This window comes from Methyloglobulus sp., from assembly GCF_046714055.1.
Lineage (GTDB): Bacteria > Pseudomonadota > Gammaproteobacteria > Methylococcales > Methylomonadaceae > Methyloglobulus.
In genome coordinates this window covers 1-14,517 of sequence record NZ_JBKKBJ010000059.1, presented here as the reverse complement: position 1 = coordinate 14,517, position 14,517 = coordinate 1, and the positions used below count along the sequence as shown (strand labels likewise).

15 protein-coding genes and 1 pseudogene are annotated in these 14,517 nt (G+C 47.7%); 7 read left to right on the top strand and 9 right to left on the bottom strand.

Annotation, left to right across the window (positions count from 1 at the left end):
• Window positions 1-318, top strand: a pseudogene (locus ACLQ6D_RS03510) (flagellar motor protein MotB); the annotation flags it as partial.
• Window positions 319-514: 196 nt separating this feature from the next.
• Window positions 515-778, top strand: coding sequence for a PA3496 family putative envelope integrity protein (locus ACLQ6D_RS03505; RefSeq protein WP_411725887.1), 264 nt, complete (start codon window positions 515-517; stop codon window positions 776-778).
• A gap of 20 nt (window positions 779-798) precedes the next feature.
• Here ACLQ6D_RS03505 and ACLQ6D_RS03500 read toward each other — a convergent pair whose 3' ends face one another.
• The 4 genes from ACLQ6D_RS03500 to ACLQ6D_RS03485 form a co-directional block, all read right to left on the bottom strand.
• Window positions 799-1,608: an alpha/beta fold hydrolase gene (locus tag ACLQ6D_RS03500; RefSeq protein WP_411725886.1), complete on the bottom strand. Its 810-nt coding sequence runs from the start codon at window positions 1,606-1,608 to the stop codon at window positions 799-801.
• On the bottom strand, window positions 1,574-2,590 hold the full coding sequence (locus ACLQ6D_RS03495) for a M14 family zinc carboxypeptidase (RefSeq protein WP_411725884.1): 1,017 nt from the start codon (window positions 2,588-2,590) through the stop codon (window positions 1,574-1,576). The genes ACLQ6D_RS03500 and ACLQ6D_RS03495 overlap by 35 nt, the downstream gene beginning before the upstream one ends.
• Window positions 2,591-2,746: 156 nt before the next feature.
• Window positions 2,747-2,935: a hypothetical protein gene (locus tag ACLQ6D_RS03490; RefSeq protein ID WP_411725883.1), complete on the bottom strand. Its 189-nt coding sequence runs from the start codon at window positions 2,933-2,935 to the stop codon at window positions 2,747-2,749.
• 52 nt (window positions 2,936-2,987) lie between these two features.
• Window positions 2,988-3,413 carry a hypothetical protein gene (locus tag ACLQ6D_RS03485; protein ID WP_411725882.1) on the bottom strand — a complete coding sequence of 142 codons (426 nt, stop codon included), beginning with the start codon at window positions 3,411-3,413 and terminating at the stop codon, window positions 2,988-2,990.
• 306 nt (window positions 3,414-3,719) lie between these two features.
• Here ACLQ6D_RS03485 and ACLQ6D_RS03480 point away from each other — a divergent pair, with 306 nt between their 5' ends.
• The 3 genes from ACLQ6D_RS03480 to ACLQ6D_RS03470 all read left to right on the top strand — a co-directional run bounded on the left by ACLQ6D_RS03480 (window position 3,720) and on the right by ACLQ6D_RS03470 (window position 8,086).
• On the top strand, window positions 3,720-4,955 hold the full coding sequence (locus tag ACLQ6D_RS03480; RefSeq protein WP_411725881.1) for a glycerophosphodiester phosphodiesterase family protein: 1,236 nt from the start codon (window positions 3,720-3,722) through the stop codon (window positions 4,953-4,955).
• A gap of 185 nt (window positions 4,956-5,140) precedes the next feature.
• The gene (locus ACLQ6D_RS03475; protein WP_411725880.1) at window positions 5,141-6,274 is read left to right on the top strand and encodes a multicopper oxidase domain-containing protein; all 1,134 of its coding nucleotides are present in this window, start codon (window positions 5,141-5,143) and stop codon (window positions 6,272-6,274) included.
• A gap of 210 nt (window positions 6,275-6,484) precedes the next feature.
• Window positions 6,485-8,086 carry an alkaline phosphatase D family protein gene (locus ACLQ6D_RS03470; protein ID WP_411725878.1) on the top strand — a complete coding sequence of 534 codons (1,602 nt, stop codon included), beginning with the start codon at window positions 6,485-6,487 and terminating at the stop codon, window positions 8,084-8,086.
• A 107-nt stretch (window positions 8,087-8,193) separates the two neighbouring features.
• On the opposite strand, the gene ACLQ6D_RS03465 is transcribed toward ACLQ6D_RS03470, so the two are convergent.
• The 5 genes from ACLQ6D_RS03465 to ACLQ6D_RS03445 form a co-directional block, all read right to left on the bottom strand.
• The gene (locus ACLQ6D_RS03465) at window positions 8,194-9,435 is read right to left on the bottom strand and encodes an MGDG synthase family glycosyltransferase (protein WP_411725877.1); all 1,242 of its coding nucleotides are present in this window, start codon (window positions 9,433-9,435) and stop codon (window positions 8,194-8,196) included.
• Window positions 9,436-9,456: 21 nt separating this feature from the next.
• Complete coding sequence (locus ACLQ6D_RS03460; RefSeq protein WP_411725876.1) at window positions 9,457-9,909, bottom strand: NUDIX domain-containing protein; 453 nt, start codon at window positions 9,907-9,909, stop codon at window positions 9,457-9,459.
• Between the two features lie 58 nt (window positions 9,910-9,967).
• A complete protein-coding gene (gene lplT / locus ACLQ6D_RS03455; protein WP_411725874.1) occupies window positions 9,968-11,194 on the bottom strand; it encodes a lysophospholipid transporter LplT in 1,227 nt (408 codons plus the stop codon).
• A 60-nt stretch (window positions 11,195-11,254) separates the two neighbouring features.
• Window positions 11,255-12,094: a UDP-2,3-diacylglucosamine diphosphatase gene (locus ACLQ6D_RS03450; protein ID WP_411725873.1), complete on the bottom strand. Its 840-nt coding sequence runs from the start codon at window positions 12,092-12,094 to the stop codon at window positions 11,255-11,257.
• Window positions 12,095-12,222: 128 nt separating this feature from the next.
• Complete coding sequence (locus tag ACLQ6D_RS03445) at window positions 12,223-12,375, bottom strand: hypothetical protein (RefSeq protein WP_411725872.1); 153 nt, start codon at window positions 12,373-12,375, stop codon at window positions 12,223-12,225.
• 114 nt (window positions 12,376-12,489) lie between these two features.
• On the opposite strand from ACLQ6D_RS03445, the gene ACLQ6D_RS03440 reads away from it, so the two are divergent.
• Both ACLQ6D_RS03440 and ACLQ6D_RS03435 read left to right on the top strand, forming a co-directional pair.
• Window positions 12,490-13,353 (top strand): GNAT family N-acetyltransferase, encoded by an 864-nt coding sequence (locus tag ACLQ6D_RS03440; RefSeq protein ID WP_411725871.1) that lies wholly within the window; start codon window positions 12,490-12,492, stop codon window positions 13,351-13,353.
• Window positions 13,353-14,153: a lysophospholipid acyltransferase family protein gene (locus ACLQ6D_RS03435; protein WP_411725869.1), complete on the top strand. Its 801-nt coding sequence runs from the start codon at window positions 13,353-13,355 to the stop codon at window positions 14,151-14,153. Before ACLQ6D_RS03440 ends, ACLQ6D_RS03435 begins: the two co-directional genes overlap by 1 nt.
• Window positions 14,154-14,517: the final 364 nt, after the last annotated feature.

Below are 14,517 nucleotides of genomic sequence, written 5' to 3'. Positions count from 1 at the left end.
GCCGCTTTTTTAGCCCAGCATAATGTCAATTATGGCCGCCTCTCCCAACAAGGCATGGGTGAGCGTATGCCTAAATTCCCTAATGTTGATGAAAACAACCGGTCACAAAACCGGCGCGTAGAATTGGCGATTGTCGCCAATAAAAATGCCGGCGCACCTCAAGGGACTCAGCAGGGTGCTCCCCAACAAGGTTATCCTCAACAGCAACAGGGGTATCCACAGCAACAAGGCTACCCTCAGCCAAACTATCCCCAACAAGGCTACCCTCAGCAGAACTACCCGCAACAAGGTTATCCTCAACCCACTTATCCGCGCTAACGGATATATTGCAATAGGGTCTGGGGTGCGTAAGGATGACTTACGCACCCCATCGGCAGCATCTTTACGCACTGAGATAAGCCATGGCTTCATAGACAGGAGTCTCTTTGGTCGATTAATCTCGCTCAAGATCGTCGCAAAATTTTGCTTTACAGCGTCCCGATTAAAGACCCACAATAATTATTTTTAACTTAGTTTGGCCATAGCGATTGAAACATCACAATCCCTCACAGGCATCACCATTCCAGAACCTGATGCTGACCAAAACAAAGAATCTTTGCACCACATCGACCTGGAAGATTTTGATGTAAATGCCAACGAAGACGGTTTAGCATTGCCTCCTGAAGACGAGTTGACAACAAAAAAAATGGCCTCCCGCCGTAAGATCGAGATATATTGGGAAAAAAAGAGGCTACAGGGACAATTAGACGACTTTAGCGAGATTGATTTTGATTTTTGAGGCTTCGAATCTCCTCATTTTCATTGCATTGATTCCCATTTTTGAGCAACCCAACCTTTCAATTGCAATGCCACCCATGCGCCGTCATCAAGAGATAGGTCATGACCTGCCCAGGGGTGGCTACGGAGTTCCAGATTCCATTTTTTGTGTATTGCCTCTGAGCACTGTGGCGCCACCAGGCGGTCACCTTGCGCGTTTAATAATAACACCGGCTGCTGTGGTTTGTTGTCCCCGGGCCGATAGCTTGCAGCCGCTATAATCTGGCGGAAGCTGTTTTTAAGGCTGATGGGGCGTTCGTTTTGGATCTTTTCCCAAGCTTGGGTTATCTGTTCGTCCTGATCCCGGCGGTTGCTGACCAACTGCAAAATTCCCGATTCCCGGTTATGCACGTCACGCGTCATCGTCAGTGCGACAAAGTCCTTATAACTTTGCCAGCGTAGCCGCTGATAAAAGGGATTCAAATCGGCAAAGCTGGTATTAATGAGGATTGCGCCGCAAATATCCTCGGGATAGCTGCGTATCCACTCCCAGGCAACCATCGCCCCCAGCGAAAGGGCCAGAATCGTTGCCGGTTGTTGGATGAAACCCTTGTCGAGGGCATGACGGCGCACCCTGTCTGTTATTGCCTTGATCGTGATTGGGCTGGTTTCCCGATAAAAACAGCCTGTGCCGGGTAAATCCAGCAACGTTATTTGTGCATCTGGGAATGTCGATTGTAAAAGGGCAACAAAATCGCCCCAATGCGCCGATTCACGAGCCAGACCTCTAAGCAGGATCCAGTTTTGACCAAACTGTTTATCCATACCAAAGACTTGATGCCTTGTTTTCATAGGCTAACTTTTGTTGCGGCTTAAGGTTTGTCCATTTTTCTGGATATAAAAGACTCCGATGCAAGAAATCAAACAGCATAAAATGCCGTCGAAAAATCCGTTGCTGCCGGTGGGGCAAGAGCGGGTGAAACAAGCCATGCCGTGAGAAAAGATGCATGGGATTCTTACGCAGCCAAAGCCATGAACCCATCTCTAGTGTCAGTGGCAGAAATAAATGTCTGGCTGAAAACCGCCGCACAAAATCATCGAACAGATAATCCCACAGGTCACCGTTAATCAAGTATTCCTGGCACGTCGGTTCAATTTTATAGATATGGTGTTGATAGCACCGATCAAGTAGTTCTTTTAATGCCAAGGTTTCAGCAATAAAGGCAAAGGGGGTTTTACGAGAGGCGTAAGGAAACCATAAACGATCCTGAATGCCAAATCCTGAGTGCAAATCCAGGGCAATGGACAAAGGCGATCTAAACAGATGTTGATCCACAACGCGGCACAAAGCTTGCGCTTCTTTTTCCATTTCGGATTCATCACCGCGATACCAGGGCAGACGAGGCGTGATGCGGTGACCGCTGTAAATACGGGTTGAGCCTATGCCTTCCACAGGTGAATTTCGCATCAAATCGACACCATTGCCATTGGAACGTGTGCCAAGATAAACGCCCACCGGATTGACGATGGGAACAAAGACCAGCCGGGATTTTTCAAGCCGGGCCTGAAATTCCTCATCCCAGTCCAGCAATTGACTGATGGTTTGCATATAAGACAGGATCACTTTAGAACCGATCTTCTCCAACCCATGCACACCGCCAAAAAAGGCTAATACAGGCGCATCGGGCTGAGTTGAACCCAGCGTGATGCAATGAATGGGAAATTCATGATCTTGGTATTGAATCCGTTCTATTACTTCAGTTTGGGCCCGGTCACCGAATTGCCCAATGATGCGCTCAAGTTGTTCGAGTTCAGGGAATTTAAAGCCAGTCATAAGTTAATATTAGATGTTTCTCGTTCCCATATTCCAGCGTATGAATGCAGCAGATTCGGTTTTAATGTTAAAGAGTCACTACTTAACCTAAAACATTGCAGATGTAATTATCCACTATCGGTCAACCCTGTTGTCTTCGAGCCTAATTCTACTTTGTCAGATTACATAATCCATATTATCCAGGATCGTCATTCCGGCATGGATTGGTGGCAAGGATTCCATATCCTCTTCCGCACTTCCTCCATCCATGGAGGTCACCGGAATCCAGGCTCCATGGATGAATTTGAATTTGCCATCCATGGCACTGGATACCCGCTTCCCAGCGAGTATGACGGACTCGCGCATTAATCTGGCAAAGCAGAGTTAAACTTATTGATAACAGGCAATGTCTCTTTTGCTAAATTTTTGAAGAGTTTGGTCGACCGGTTTGAACTTTTTCAACTTGTTCAACAACTTGTTTAAGTTCGGTTACGCTTAATTTTGTAAGTAAAAGCAGCCCGGCGCGAAGAATTTCGCCTTTCTTAACATGAATTCCAGCGGCTAAGCAGGTTTTCTTGAGTCCTGAAATTTTCAGGTAATCCTGTTCTGGAAATGAAAAACTATCCCTGATGACTTTTGCTTTGGCGATTTTTCTTTTTTTAATAGAAGCATTCCCTTCGTTTTCAACTGTCTCAACGGCTTCTTTAGATTCAGCGTCTTTGCCTGATTTTGTTATTGATGACTTTTTAGGGATCTTTTTGATTACTTCTTTCTCTATTGGCGGTTCAATTTCAAGTGGTTTGGCTGCTGCTTTTTTTGATTTTGGCTTTGTTGTACTTATCATGGCGCTCCTCTATTCTTAAATAAAAAAACAGTATATACCGTTTATACTGTTTTTAAATAAAATATCGTCAAATATGGCCTACTCAACCTGGTTATTTCTTCATCCAGCAAATTCTCCAAGCAAATAGCAACCATTGCGGCAATAGGGAAAGTATAACTGCACCATCATTGTTTCCATTTTATTTCATCAATTGTTAACAAAATCGTCATCAAATAGACATAACAAACCAGTAATGTTCATCGCTCAACCTGATTGGACTCTCCGGGTTGAACTCTATAAGTAAAATAACTTTCATTGGAGATTATCATGAGCTTGTTTAAAAACCTATTCGCTATTGCGGGTGTAATAGCCACCCTATCGCCACTGGTCGTATCGGCACACCAAAATAACAATCACAGTCGCGTTGTACATAACGTCCAGCTTGGGCCTAGACCTTTTTTCTTGGTCAACGACATGCGGAAGGGCGAACTCAAAGCTGCACTCCAGCAATGTTCAGAAGGCCCTTTCCATAAAACTGATTTTTCGATTGGTCATCGTGGGGCTGCTTTACAATTCCCCGAGCACACTAAGCAATCGTATGAGGCAGCGGCACGGATGGGGGCGGGCATTGTCGAGTGTGACGTAACCTTTACCAAGGACAAAGAACTGGTCTGCCGTCACTCACAGTGCGACTTGCATACAACGACTAATATCCTGGAAACGAATCTGGCGGGAAAATGCTCGGTCCTTCCAGACTTTAACAGTGCAACGCCTTTTGCCAACGTACAGTGCTGTACCAGCGATATTACCCTTGCAGAATTCAAGACGCTTAAAGGCAAAATGGATGCAGGCAATCCCAAGGCCAAGACGGTTGCTGAATATATAGTCGCAACCCCCAATTTTCGTACAGACCTCTATTCAGCCAACGGCACTCTTTTGAGCCATAAAGAGAGCATCGATTTGTTCAAAAAACTGGGTGTAAAAATGACACCAGAACTGAAAGAGGCCAGCGTAAAGATGCCATTTAACGGTTTCACCCAGCAAGCTTACGCCCAAAAAATGCTTGATGAATACAAGGTTGCTGGTGTTAAACCCAAAAACGTGTTCCCGCAATCTTTTAACCTCGAAGACGTGCGTTACTGGATTGCCAACGAACCTGCATTCGGCAAACAAGCGGTTTACCTTGAAACCCTGGATTTCCCAGAACAAGTGCCCGCTGCAATTGCCAAGCTGCCTGCGTTAGCGGCTGAAGGCATAAAAATTGTTGCGCCGCCAATGTGGGTTTTGGTGACACTCGATGCCAACAACAAAATTGTTCCATCGGAATATGCGATAGCAGCCAAAGCCGCCGGATTGGATATTATAACTTGGACGTTAGAACGTTCTGGTCTCTTGAAAAACGGCGGCGGTTACTACTATCAATCTGTGACTGACGGCATTAAAACGGATGGCGACACGATGGTGATGCTCGATGTGCTCGCGCAAGATATCGGTATAAAAGGTATCTTCTCAGATTGGCCTGCCACAGTCACTTATTATGCCAACTGCATGAACTTGAAGTAAGCGTATTTGAACGGGTGAGCTAACTTCGGTTAGCCCACCTTTCTATATCGTAACCGACTCCAATTAGAGTTGCAGTGCTTAGATGATAGTGGAAAGGATTATCCCTTGCAGCAGCAATGAAAAACATTGGGGTGTTTTATTGAGATTCATTATCATCTTCTAAAGACTCTGATTAGATACTCCACATGCTTCTTTCCCTACGTACTGTAATTGCCCTGACGTTCCTATGCTCCGCTGTTGAGTCTCTTGCGGGAATTACGCGAACTTATTTCATAGCCGCAGAGGAGACGATCTGGGACTATGCGCCTTCCTACCCCATCAATCCCATGCACCGAGCCGAATTTTCCGCAGAGGAAAACGTGTTTGTTCAAGGTGATGGTAAGCGACGGATCGGGCACAAATACTATAAGGCCCATTTCGTTGAGTATACCGACGCCTCCTTCGTAACCGTCAAGCCTCGTCCTGCTGAGTGGGAACACCTCGGTATTCTAGGCCCAGTCATTCGAGCCAATGTTGGCGACACCATCAAGGTCGTCTTCCGCAATAAAACGCAAGGCATGACGACATCTATGCATCCGCATGGCGTGTTTTATAAAAAAGACAGCGAAGGGGCCCATTATCAAGACGGCACTTCGGAGAAAGACAAGCAGGATGACCTCGTAGCGCCAGGCGCAACCTACACTTACATTTGGGAGATACCTGAACGCTCTGGGCCAGGCCCGAATGACCCCAGTTCGATCATCTGGCTCTATCACTCCCATGGCAATGAAACCATGGACACGAATACCGGTTTGGCGGGCCCCATTATTATCTCGCGCAAAGGTACCTTGCAGACAAACGGTAAACTAAAAGGAATCGACAGGGAGTTTATCGTGCTGTTTACCGTTTTCGATGAGAACAAGAGCTATTATTTAGACAAGAACATCGCGGCCTTTGCACCCGGAGCCAACGATCAGAAGGAAGACGAGTCGTTTAAGGAAAGCAATCTCATGCACAGTATGAATGGTTATGTGTACGATAACCTTATAGGACTTAACATGAAGGTCGGGGAAAACGTCCGCTGGCACCAATTGGCGCTAGGGACTGAGGTAGATATGCACACCCCGCATTGGCACGGAAATACCCTGCTTTCCGCAGGTCAACGAATCGATGTGCTCAATCTGCTACCCGCTACGCATGTGACAGTGGATATGAAGCCCGATAATCCAGGAATCTGGATGTATCACTGCCACGTCAACGATCATGTCGAAGCAGGCATGATGGGGCGCTATACCGTAATGCCAATCTATCCAAAGGCCGTGTCAATAAAAAATCCATAATAGCCTACCAATACCCTTGTAGTAGCTCAAATTTAATCTTACAGGACTTGAAAACTACTACCGATAGTTTCCCCCTCCTTTAATCCATCATTTATGGCCTTCGAAATGTGCAGTCCCTCCATAATAATCCTGTAATCTAACGCTAATCATCCTGTCATCTAACGTTTTTATAATCAGGGCCTCATCAACAACATCTAAGGAGCAATCCCCATGAAGAGGTCCGATCAAAATTCCCGCAATATCCCGCAACATTTAAGCTTGGCGGTAGGCATGACCGCTCTGCCGTTGCTCTTGGCATTGACTGTTCCAAACGTATTAGCGGCTGAAGCTCCCATGATGGAGCAAGGTATCCAGTTCGGCGATTTGGCGCTTGGACGCGCTATCGTGTGGAGCCGTGCTGACCGTCCGACCCGTATGATGGTGGAGTACGCACTCAATGAGCAGTTCGAAAACTCCAAAGTTATCCGTGGCCCTTATGCGTTTGAAGCTAGCGATTTTACGGCCCGCCAGGATTTAACCGGTCTTCCCGATGGCAAGGATGTTTACGTTAAAGTCTGGTTTGAAGATTTGACTAATGCCCGTAGCAAAAGCGAACCGATAATCGGCCATTTCCATACCATCGGAAGAAAAGAGAATATCCGTTTCGTTTGGGGTGGTGATACGGCAGGCCAAGGTTGGGGTATCAACGAAAGCTTCGGCGGCATGAAAATCTATGAAACCATGCGCCAAGTCGAGCCGCAGTTTTTCATCCAAAGCGGCGATAACGTCTATTCCGACGGCCCCATTCCTGCTAGCAAACCGGCTGAGAACGGTCAGATATGGACTAATCTCGTGACTCCTGAAGTCAGCAAGGTCGCCGAAACACTTGATGAATTCCGTGGGCGCTACAAATACAACCTGCTGGACGAAAATCTGCGCCGTTTCAATGCCGAAGTTCCGCAGATCTGGCAGTGGGACGACCACGAAGTTGTCAACAACTGGTCGGATTCCAAGGATCTGAGTGCAGATAGCCGCTACACCGTTAAGGATGTTCCGCTATTAATCGCCCGTGCCACTAAAGCATTTCATGAATATGCTCCGGTTCGTCCAAATGATGCCGAAGAATCCGAGCGTATCTACCGGAAACTTTCTTATGGCAAATTGTTGGATGTGTTTGTCATTGATATGCGTAGCTACCGGGGGCCAAATACCAGTAACCTGCAAGCACAGGAAGGCCCAGATACCGTATTCCTGGGTGAAACGCAACTTACCTGGTTGAAGAACGGGCTGAAAAACTCACATGCGACTTGGAAAGTCATCTCAGCCGATATGCCCATTGGCCTCAACATAGGGGATGGCACTGTCGATAATATTCCTAATGGCACACCTCGCTGGGAAGCCATTGCCAACGGCAACAACGGAGCGGCAACCGGACGCGAATTGGAAGTCGCCCGTTTGTTAAGCTTCATCAGGCATGAACATATTAAGAACATCGTTTGGTTGACTGCCGACGTGCATTATGCTGCCGCTCATTTCTACAATCCTGGCAAGGCCCAAACCAAGGATTTTTCACCATTTTGGGAATTTGTGGCCGGGCCCCTTAATGCAGGTTCTTTCGGGCCTAACAGCACAGATGGCACCTTCGGCCCACAAGTGGTATTCAGCAAAGCGCCACCCTCAGGCCAGTCCAATCTGTCGCCTTATGCCGGACTGCAATTCTTCGGCGAAGTCAACATTGATAAAAACAGCAAGACGTTAACCGTCGAGCTGAAAGATATTGGAGGCACAACCGTGTTTAGCAAAACACTCCCCGCAGAATCTGGCAGGGATTGAATGTTGGTTGCCGAGGCCAATATCTTAGGTCTCGGCAGCTTCAACTACGGTTACCGTAACACTGCCACGTACATATTGAACTGGATAGATGACCGTTAGCGGGTTTGTTATTGCCGGGAGGAATCCATGAAAGCACGTAATCGGGCCGACATTTTATGGCTGATTCCAGTGCTTTCCTGTCTTGCTGCTATGGCTATCGCCGCCCGTTGATGCTTGGTGAAAGACAAGTGCGGGAGGTGATCTTCGAGCAGGGTATCGACGATGGTTGCCGAAGCGAGAGGTTTGGCAAAACGCAAGGCATTCGCTTTCATACTGGCAAGCCTAGCCGGATCTTGCAGTAATTGCTCCAGTTTGAAGGACAGTGTGGTCAGGTCGTTACACTTGACGGCGATGCCTTCCTCCAGGAGGTGATCACTATTTCTTTCTTCCTGGCCAGGAATGGGCGAAACCACGCATATCGGCAGTCCGCAAGCAATCGCTTCGGAAGTTGTCATACCGCCCGGCTTGCCAATGAGAATATCGGCCATTTTCATCAGTGTGTGCATTTGGTTGGTGTAGCCCAGCACCTTGAAATTTGCGCTGCGCCTATCGACTAATTGTACTATCCGTTGTCTCAGCACTTCATTATGTCCGCAGATGACCAGCGTCTGAGCATCGATATTCAGATTGATTAGCCGCTCTACCATAAACTCCGTAGATTCCATACCTAAAGCGCCAGCCGAGAGCAATAGAACAGGTTTGTCTGGATTCAGCTGCAGGCTTAGCCTAGCTTCTGTCCGGTTTATAGGCCGTTGAAAAACTGGGTCAATGGGTATGCCTGAGACGGTAACTCTTTCCCTAGGGATGCCCAACATTTCAAGGTGCGCCTGGGTTTCGTCAAGGGCGACAAAATAGCGGTGGAATGAACGTGATAACCACATGGCATGAAAATCAAAATCGGTCACCACAATAGACAGACGCGCCTTGATCTGTTGGGTTGCGATCAGGTGAGAGATAATCCCGGCGGGCATGAAGTGGGTGCAGACGATGATGTGCGGGTCGAAGTCCTGGATAAAACGCACCAGCGGCTTGGTGTTCAACCGGTCGAGCATAATGCGCATACGGTCGGTGCGCCAGGGTTCGTCGCTGGTCTTATACCACCATCCGAGAAAGTTAGGCGCTGACCGCACTAAAGAAGTGTAAAGTTTGGAATAAAAATCCCTGAACAGTTTATTGGTGTATTGCAACGCATCCTTGTTGATAACCTCAGTAACTCGGTCATCAGCGGCAAAAGACTGTTCCAGCGCTTCCGCTGCCTTTATATGGCCGTTTCCCGCACTCGCTGACATAATCAATACCCGCTTATTCATCAGTGTGGCCCCATGTTTACCTTAGCTGTCACCAGGATTGCCGGGTAACGGCGTTACTTGTCCGGTTTCCCGAAATGTTTTGTAGTGGGCAAGGACTTGGGCGTGGTCGAATGCCAAGGGTTCGGGCAATTCATCCAGGTTGAATATCCGGCAATTTTTAGCATCATCGGCAGCCACAGGCATGCCTGTGGCTTCAGCGACGTAAACCGCAGTTACCGTATGTCCACGGGTGTCGCGGCTAGGGTCGGAATAGAGTCCCAGCAAAGCAATCAGCTTGACATCCAGCCTGACTTCTTCTTGGGCTTCCCGCACAGCAGCGTGTTCAACCCGCTCGCCGACATCGACGAATCCGCCGGGAATCGCCCAGCCATACGGTGGATACGCCCGCTCAATCAAGACTATGGGGCGGCCTGGGTAGTCAGTCAGTTCGATAATCGTATCGGCGGCTAGCGCTGGGGTTACAGGTCTAGGCATAACAACTCCGACATGGTAGGTATTCCTGGCGCTCATGATTCAAGATGAGAATTTACTCCTAATCCTGGTCATGGCCGTGTTTATGGGTTAGCCACGCCATTGTGAACGATACGAACAGTCCGAACACGACCACGATAGTTTTTACCGACAATTCGGCCTCAATCATTAGGGCATAAGCGCCCAGCATCAACAGGATACTAACGTTTTCGTTGAAGTTCTGTAGTGCGATGGAATGTCCAGAACCCATCAGTAGATGCCCCCTGTGTTGGAGCAATGCGTTCATGGGGATTAAAAAACTGCCTGCCAGGATGCCGATCAATATTAACATGAGGATTGCCAGCCGCCAATCGCTAAGCCATGCCATCACGACAATAACCAGTCCCATCGCTATGCCCAACGGCAATACTTTTACCGCATGTTCCAAAGGCACTAGCTTGGCCGCTACGACCGCACCGATGGCAAGACCCACCGCGACAACCGCAGTCAATTGGGTGGCTTGTTGCAAATCAAAGTTAAACGCTGATGCAGCCCAGATGAGAATAATGAATCGCAAGGTCGTCCCGGCCCCCCAAAACAATGAGGTAACCGCCAAAGACACCTGCCCTAAGGGATCACGCCACAAGAGCAGAAAACACCGCCAAAAATCAGTCCACAGAAATGCCAAGTTTGTATTCGGCAATTCATGTTCAATCGGCAGTTTAGGAATGAATAAGTTGAACAGTGCAGCCACAAAATACAAACCCAAAACAACAAGAATCGCAAATTCAGGCGCGGTATCGATGCCGGCATTCCACTCAAACCTGCCCAGTTGTTGGGCAATCAGGGCCTTAAAATGATGGCCGATCAATAATCCGCCAACAATGGCACCCAGAATGATAGCCGCAACGGTCAAACCTTCCATCCAGCCATTTGCCCAAACTAGGCGATGGGCTGGGAGGTATTCGGTCAAAATGCCATATTTAGCCGGTGAGTACAACGCAGAGCCGGTGCCGACAAAGCCATAAGCAAGCAATGGATGTACCCCCAAGAATAAGGCCAGGCAGCCTGCAATCTTGATCGTGTTGCTAATAAACATGACCTTACCCTTCGGCAACGAATCGGCGTATGGGCCAACAAAGGGTGCGAGCACGATAAACGAGAGCACGAAAAATTGTTGTAGTACCGGTATTTCCCAGGAAGGTGCAGCCCGGTCTTTGAGTAGTTCGATCGCAACGAACAATAGCGAATTATCTGCCAATGATGAAAAGAACTGGGCAGCAAGAATGATGTAAAAACCGTGGTTCATAGGATTATGTGGTTGGCCCGGGTACTGCAAAAGAAATGGGTTGTTGCTTATGGGGAAGCCCTAAAAATACCCTCTCCCTAAGGGAGAAGGAGGTTTTTGAATTTTTAGAGGTTCCTTGTGGAGATTAGCTTCCAGATGCTCATAGCTCACAGCCGTTTCGGTCTTATGCCATCTCACCAGCTCCAGTGTGCCATTGCTGTGTTCCACTATGGCGGTACAGCTTTCCACGAAATCGCCGGTATTGACATATAAAAATCCGCCTATGTCCTTGATTTCCGCATGATGGATGTGTCCGCAGATAACGCCGTCCAGGCCTTCATCCCTGAGCGTATTGACTATGCTTTCTTCATAATCGGAAATGAACTGGACAACATTCTTGACCTTGAATTTGATAAAAGCGGCCAGGGAAAAATGTGACTGTACGCCCAACCAGCGCCGGATCATCCTTACAAAACGGTTGATTTCAAGCAGGATGTCATAACTTTCACTGCCCAGCTTGGCAAGCCAACGATGACACCTGGCGATGGTGTCGTATTCGTCGCCATGAACGACCAGGAAACGCTTCCCGGAAGCAGTGGTATGTACATCCGAATTTTTAACGGTGATGTCGCCGAAGACATAATTATCGTAGTCCCGGACGTTTTCGTCATGATTGCCGGGTATATAAATGACCTGAGTGCCATGTCTTGCCTTACGCAACACTTTTTGAATGACGGTATTATGGTCTCGCGGCCAGTACATTTTTTTGGAAAGCGCCCAAAAGTCGATAATGTCACCCACCAGATAAAGCTTTTCGCTGTCGTTGTATTTAAGAAAATCAAGTAGAACGTCAGCCTGACATTGGGTAGAGCCAAGGTGCAGGTCGGAAATCCAGATAGTTCGATAAGAAGTGATATTCATGTTATCCCTATATTGAATAGCTGTTTAGTCCCACGATTAAATAGCCAGGATTGTAACTAATACACATGAAAGTTATGTGACAACTCAGTCAATCTAAGTAAAAATGCATAACTGATTTAAAATCTGAATTAGGGAACTTGATTGGCAACTGAAGCCAAAAAGTGCGTCATACCCGCCGGGAAGCGGGTATCCAGTGCCATGGACGGCAAGTTCCAAGCCATCCATGGAGCTTGGATTCCGGCAATCCCTGCCGGAATGACGGCTTTTAAAAACAGTTGCACGTTCTTATTTAGTATTACCCCTCTCTACTTGTCACAATAATTTCATGAATCCGACATAAAACTGACATTTCGATTGATTAAGGTATCCGATTATTTTTAGCTATCAGGATACACATGAAAACTATAGGCTCAGGACAACAAGCCAGGCCGGACAAAAAGTTAGTTTGCTTTATCGCTGACTACGAGGCGTTGATAAAAGAAGCCCAAGCCCTGCGCTATCGCGTTTTTGCCCAGGAAATGGGCGCCACGCTGAAGTCAGGTTCGGAAGGCCTGGATTATGATGAGGTGGATGATTTTTGCGAACATTTGGTTGTCTACGATAAGCTCAACGCTAAAATTGTGGGATATACGCGATTGCTCAATCAAGATCAGGCAAAACGCTTGGGGCGGTTTTATTCCCAAAATGAATTCATCCTGGATCAGGTGTTGGCGCTGCCGGGTCGTTTTTTGGAGGTAGGCAGGACGTGCGTTGACCCTGATTATCGCGGCGGCGCTGTGTTGACCACGCTTTGGTCTGCGTTGGTCCAATATGCTTTAGAGGGGCAATACAATTATCTGCTGGGCTGCGCCAGTATTACGCCAGACCCTAACGGATTTGCCATCGATGCGGTTTACCGGAATATTGACCCCAAAAATATTGCTGCGCCAGCGTTGCAGGTCAAGCCATTGATTCCAGTGCCCAAGGCATTGCGATGCCAGCGTGATGAATCCGGTATACCGCCGTTGCTCAAGGCTTATTTGCGGTTTGGCGCATTGATTTGTGGTGATCCTTATTGGGATGAAGATTTCAACTGCATGGATCTGTTCACCCTGTTGCCGTTGGATCAGATCCAGGAACGCTACAGCAAACACTATATGAGAGGGTATATCGCCAGGGATGGTGTGTATGCCGCAAGCCAGTCGGGAACTGGCGCGGCGATCGCCAGGGATGTGTATGCCGCAAGCGTGCTGGAAGCAAAGCGCGGCGCAAGCGGCTAATGAAGTTGAAAATACGGTTGTGCTATAAAGTTGTCCTTATTACCCTGTTGTTTATCAGCGGATTAATCATAGTCGCAATTATTTTTCCGGCTCTCGATGTTTTATGTACGCCAAGCTACGCCAAACACCAACGTGATGCGCTAAAAATGGCCTGGTTAAAATGGTTTGGTGTCATTGTCGGTTTACGTGTTAGCAAAGAGGGCGAGGCACTCAACAGACCCTGCCTCTTGGTCAGCAATCACATTTCCTGGCTGGATATTATAGTCTTGGGGCGCTTTACGCCTGCCCATTTTGTCGCCAAGAGCGATATCTTGGCTTGGCCGGTGGTCGGTTATCTGGCCAAACAAGGTGGCACCATTTTTGTCCGTCGCGGCGATAAACAACAAGCAAAAGCGACTGCTGAGCAAATGGTTTGGCAGTTAAAGCAAAACAGTACGGTTATCGCTTTTCCCGAAGGCACCACCACCAAAGGCGATGGGGTTTTACCCTTTCATGCGTTTTTGTTTCAGTCCGCACTGTTGACTAAAGCAAACATTCAGCCGGTTGCCCTTGAATATATGGGTGTGGCAAAAGGACATGCCCCATTTATCGGTGAAGATACCTTTGTCCCACATCTTATCAAGATACTATCGTTGGATAAGATCGAAGTGCGCGTGGCTTTTCTTGCTGAGATTAACACGGCAGGAAAAAACCGCCATTTTGTCAGCAACGAAGCAAGGGCGATGATTTTGGATAGTGTCACTGGGGAAAAAGACAAAAATCAAGCCACAGCCATTCCAAAGCTAAAACGGCAACTGTAAGTTGTAATTTATAAGGCTACCTGATTACGTACAACATTCAGCCGATTCAGCAACCCTTCAAGTAACCGTCATCTCGGCACTCCCTTATATCTTGATTCCGGCGAACAAACAAGCCAGGATCCTCGACTGATCATCGGGAGGAGGGTGGGGATATCGTGCAATCCCTGAGGCTTGAAGCCTGTCCGGCAGATAGGGTGCCCCACTATCCGCACTGGCTAATGTAGTTCGAACGGTAGCTTAGGCCTAGAGCCTGTATCCATAAGGTTGAACATAGCGGTGTCTCCTGAGCATTAACTTTTTTATTTTTGAAAACAATGATAAGGCTATGATTAAGAAAGATTTTAATATTGTCATCGGCGCAGAT

What these genes read in the sequence shown, in the direction of transcription:
- ACLQ6D_RS03500 (WP_411725886.1), bottom strand. Translation starts at nt 1,608, where the DNA reads ATGAAAACAAGGCATCAAGTCTTTGGTATGGATAAACAGTTTGGTCAA.
- ACLQ6D_RS03495 (WP_411725884.1), bottom strand. Translation starts at nt 2,590, where the DNA reads ATGACTGGCTTTAAATTCCCTGAACTCGAACAACTTGAGCGCATCATT.
- ACLQ6D_RS03490 (WP_411725883.1), bottom strand. Translation starts at nt 2,935, where the DNA reads ATGCGCGAGTCCGTCATACTCGCTGGGAAGCGGGTATCCAGTGCCATG.
- ACLQ6D_RS03485 (WP_411725882.1), bottom strand. Translation starts at nt 3,413, where the DNA reads ATGATAAGTACAACAAAGCCAAAATCAAAAAAAGCAGCAGCCAAACCA.
- ACLQ6D_RS03480 (WP_411725881.1), top strand. Translation starts at nt 3,720, where the DNA reads ATGAGCTTGTTTAAAAACCTATTCGCTATTGCGGGTGTAATAGCCACC.
- ACLQ6D_RS03475 (WP_411725880.1), top strand. Translation starts at nt 5,141, where the DNA reads ATGCTTCTTTCCCTACGTACTGTAATTGCCCTGACGTTCCTATGCTCC.
- ACLQ6D_RS03470 (WP_411725878.1), top strand. Translation starts at nt 6,485, where the DNA reads ATGAAGAGGTCCGATCAAAATTCCCGCAATATCCCGCAACATTTAAGC.
- ACLQ6D_RS03465 (WP_411725877.1), bottom strand. Translation starts at nt 9,435, where the DNA reads ATGAATAAGCGGGTATTGATTATGTCAGCGAGTGCGGGAAACGGCCAT.
- ACLQ6D_RS03460 (WP_411725876.1), bottom strand. Translation starts at nt 9,909, where the DNA reads ATGCCTAGACCTGTAACCCCAGCGCTAGCCGCCGATACGATTATCGAA.
- lplT (WP_411725874.1), bottom strand. Translation starts at nt 11,194, where the DNA reads ATGAACCACGGTTTTTACATCATTCTTGCTGCCCAGTTCTTTTCATCA.
- ACLQ6D_RS03450 (WP_411725873.1), bottom strand. Translation starts at nt 12,094, where the DNA reads ATGAATATCACTTCTTATCGAACTATCTGGATTTCCGACCTGCACCTT.
- ACLQ6D_RS03440 (WP_411725871.1), top strand. Translation starts at nt 12,490, where the DNA reads ATGAAAACTATAGGCTCAGGACAACAAGCCAGGCCGGACAAAAAGTTA.
- ACLQ6D_RS03435 (WP_411725869.1), top strand. Translation starts at nt 13,353, where the DNA reads ATGAAGTTGAAAATACGGTTGTGCTATAAAGTTGTCCTTATTACCCTG.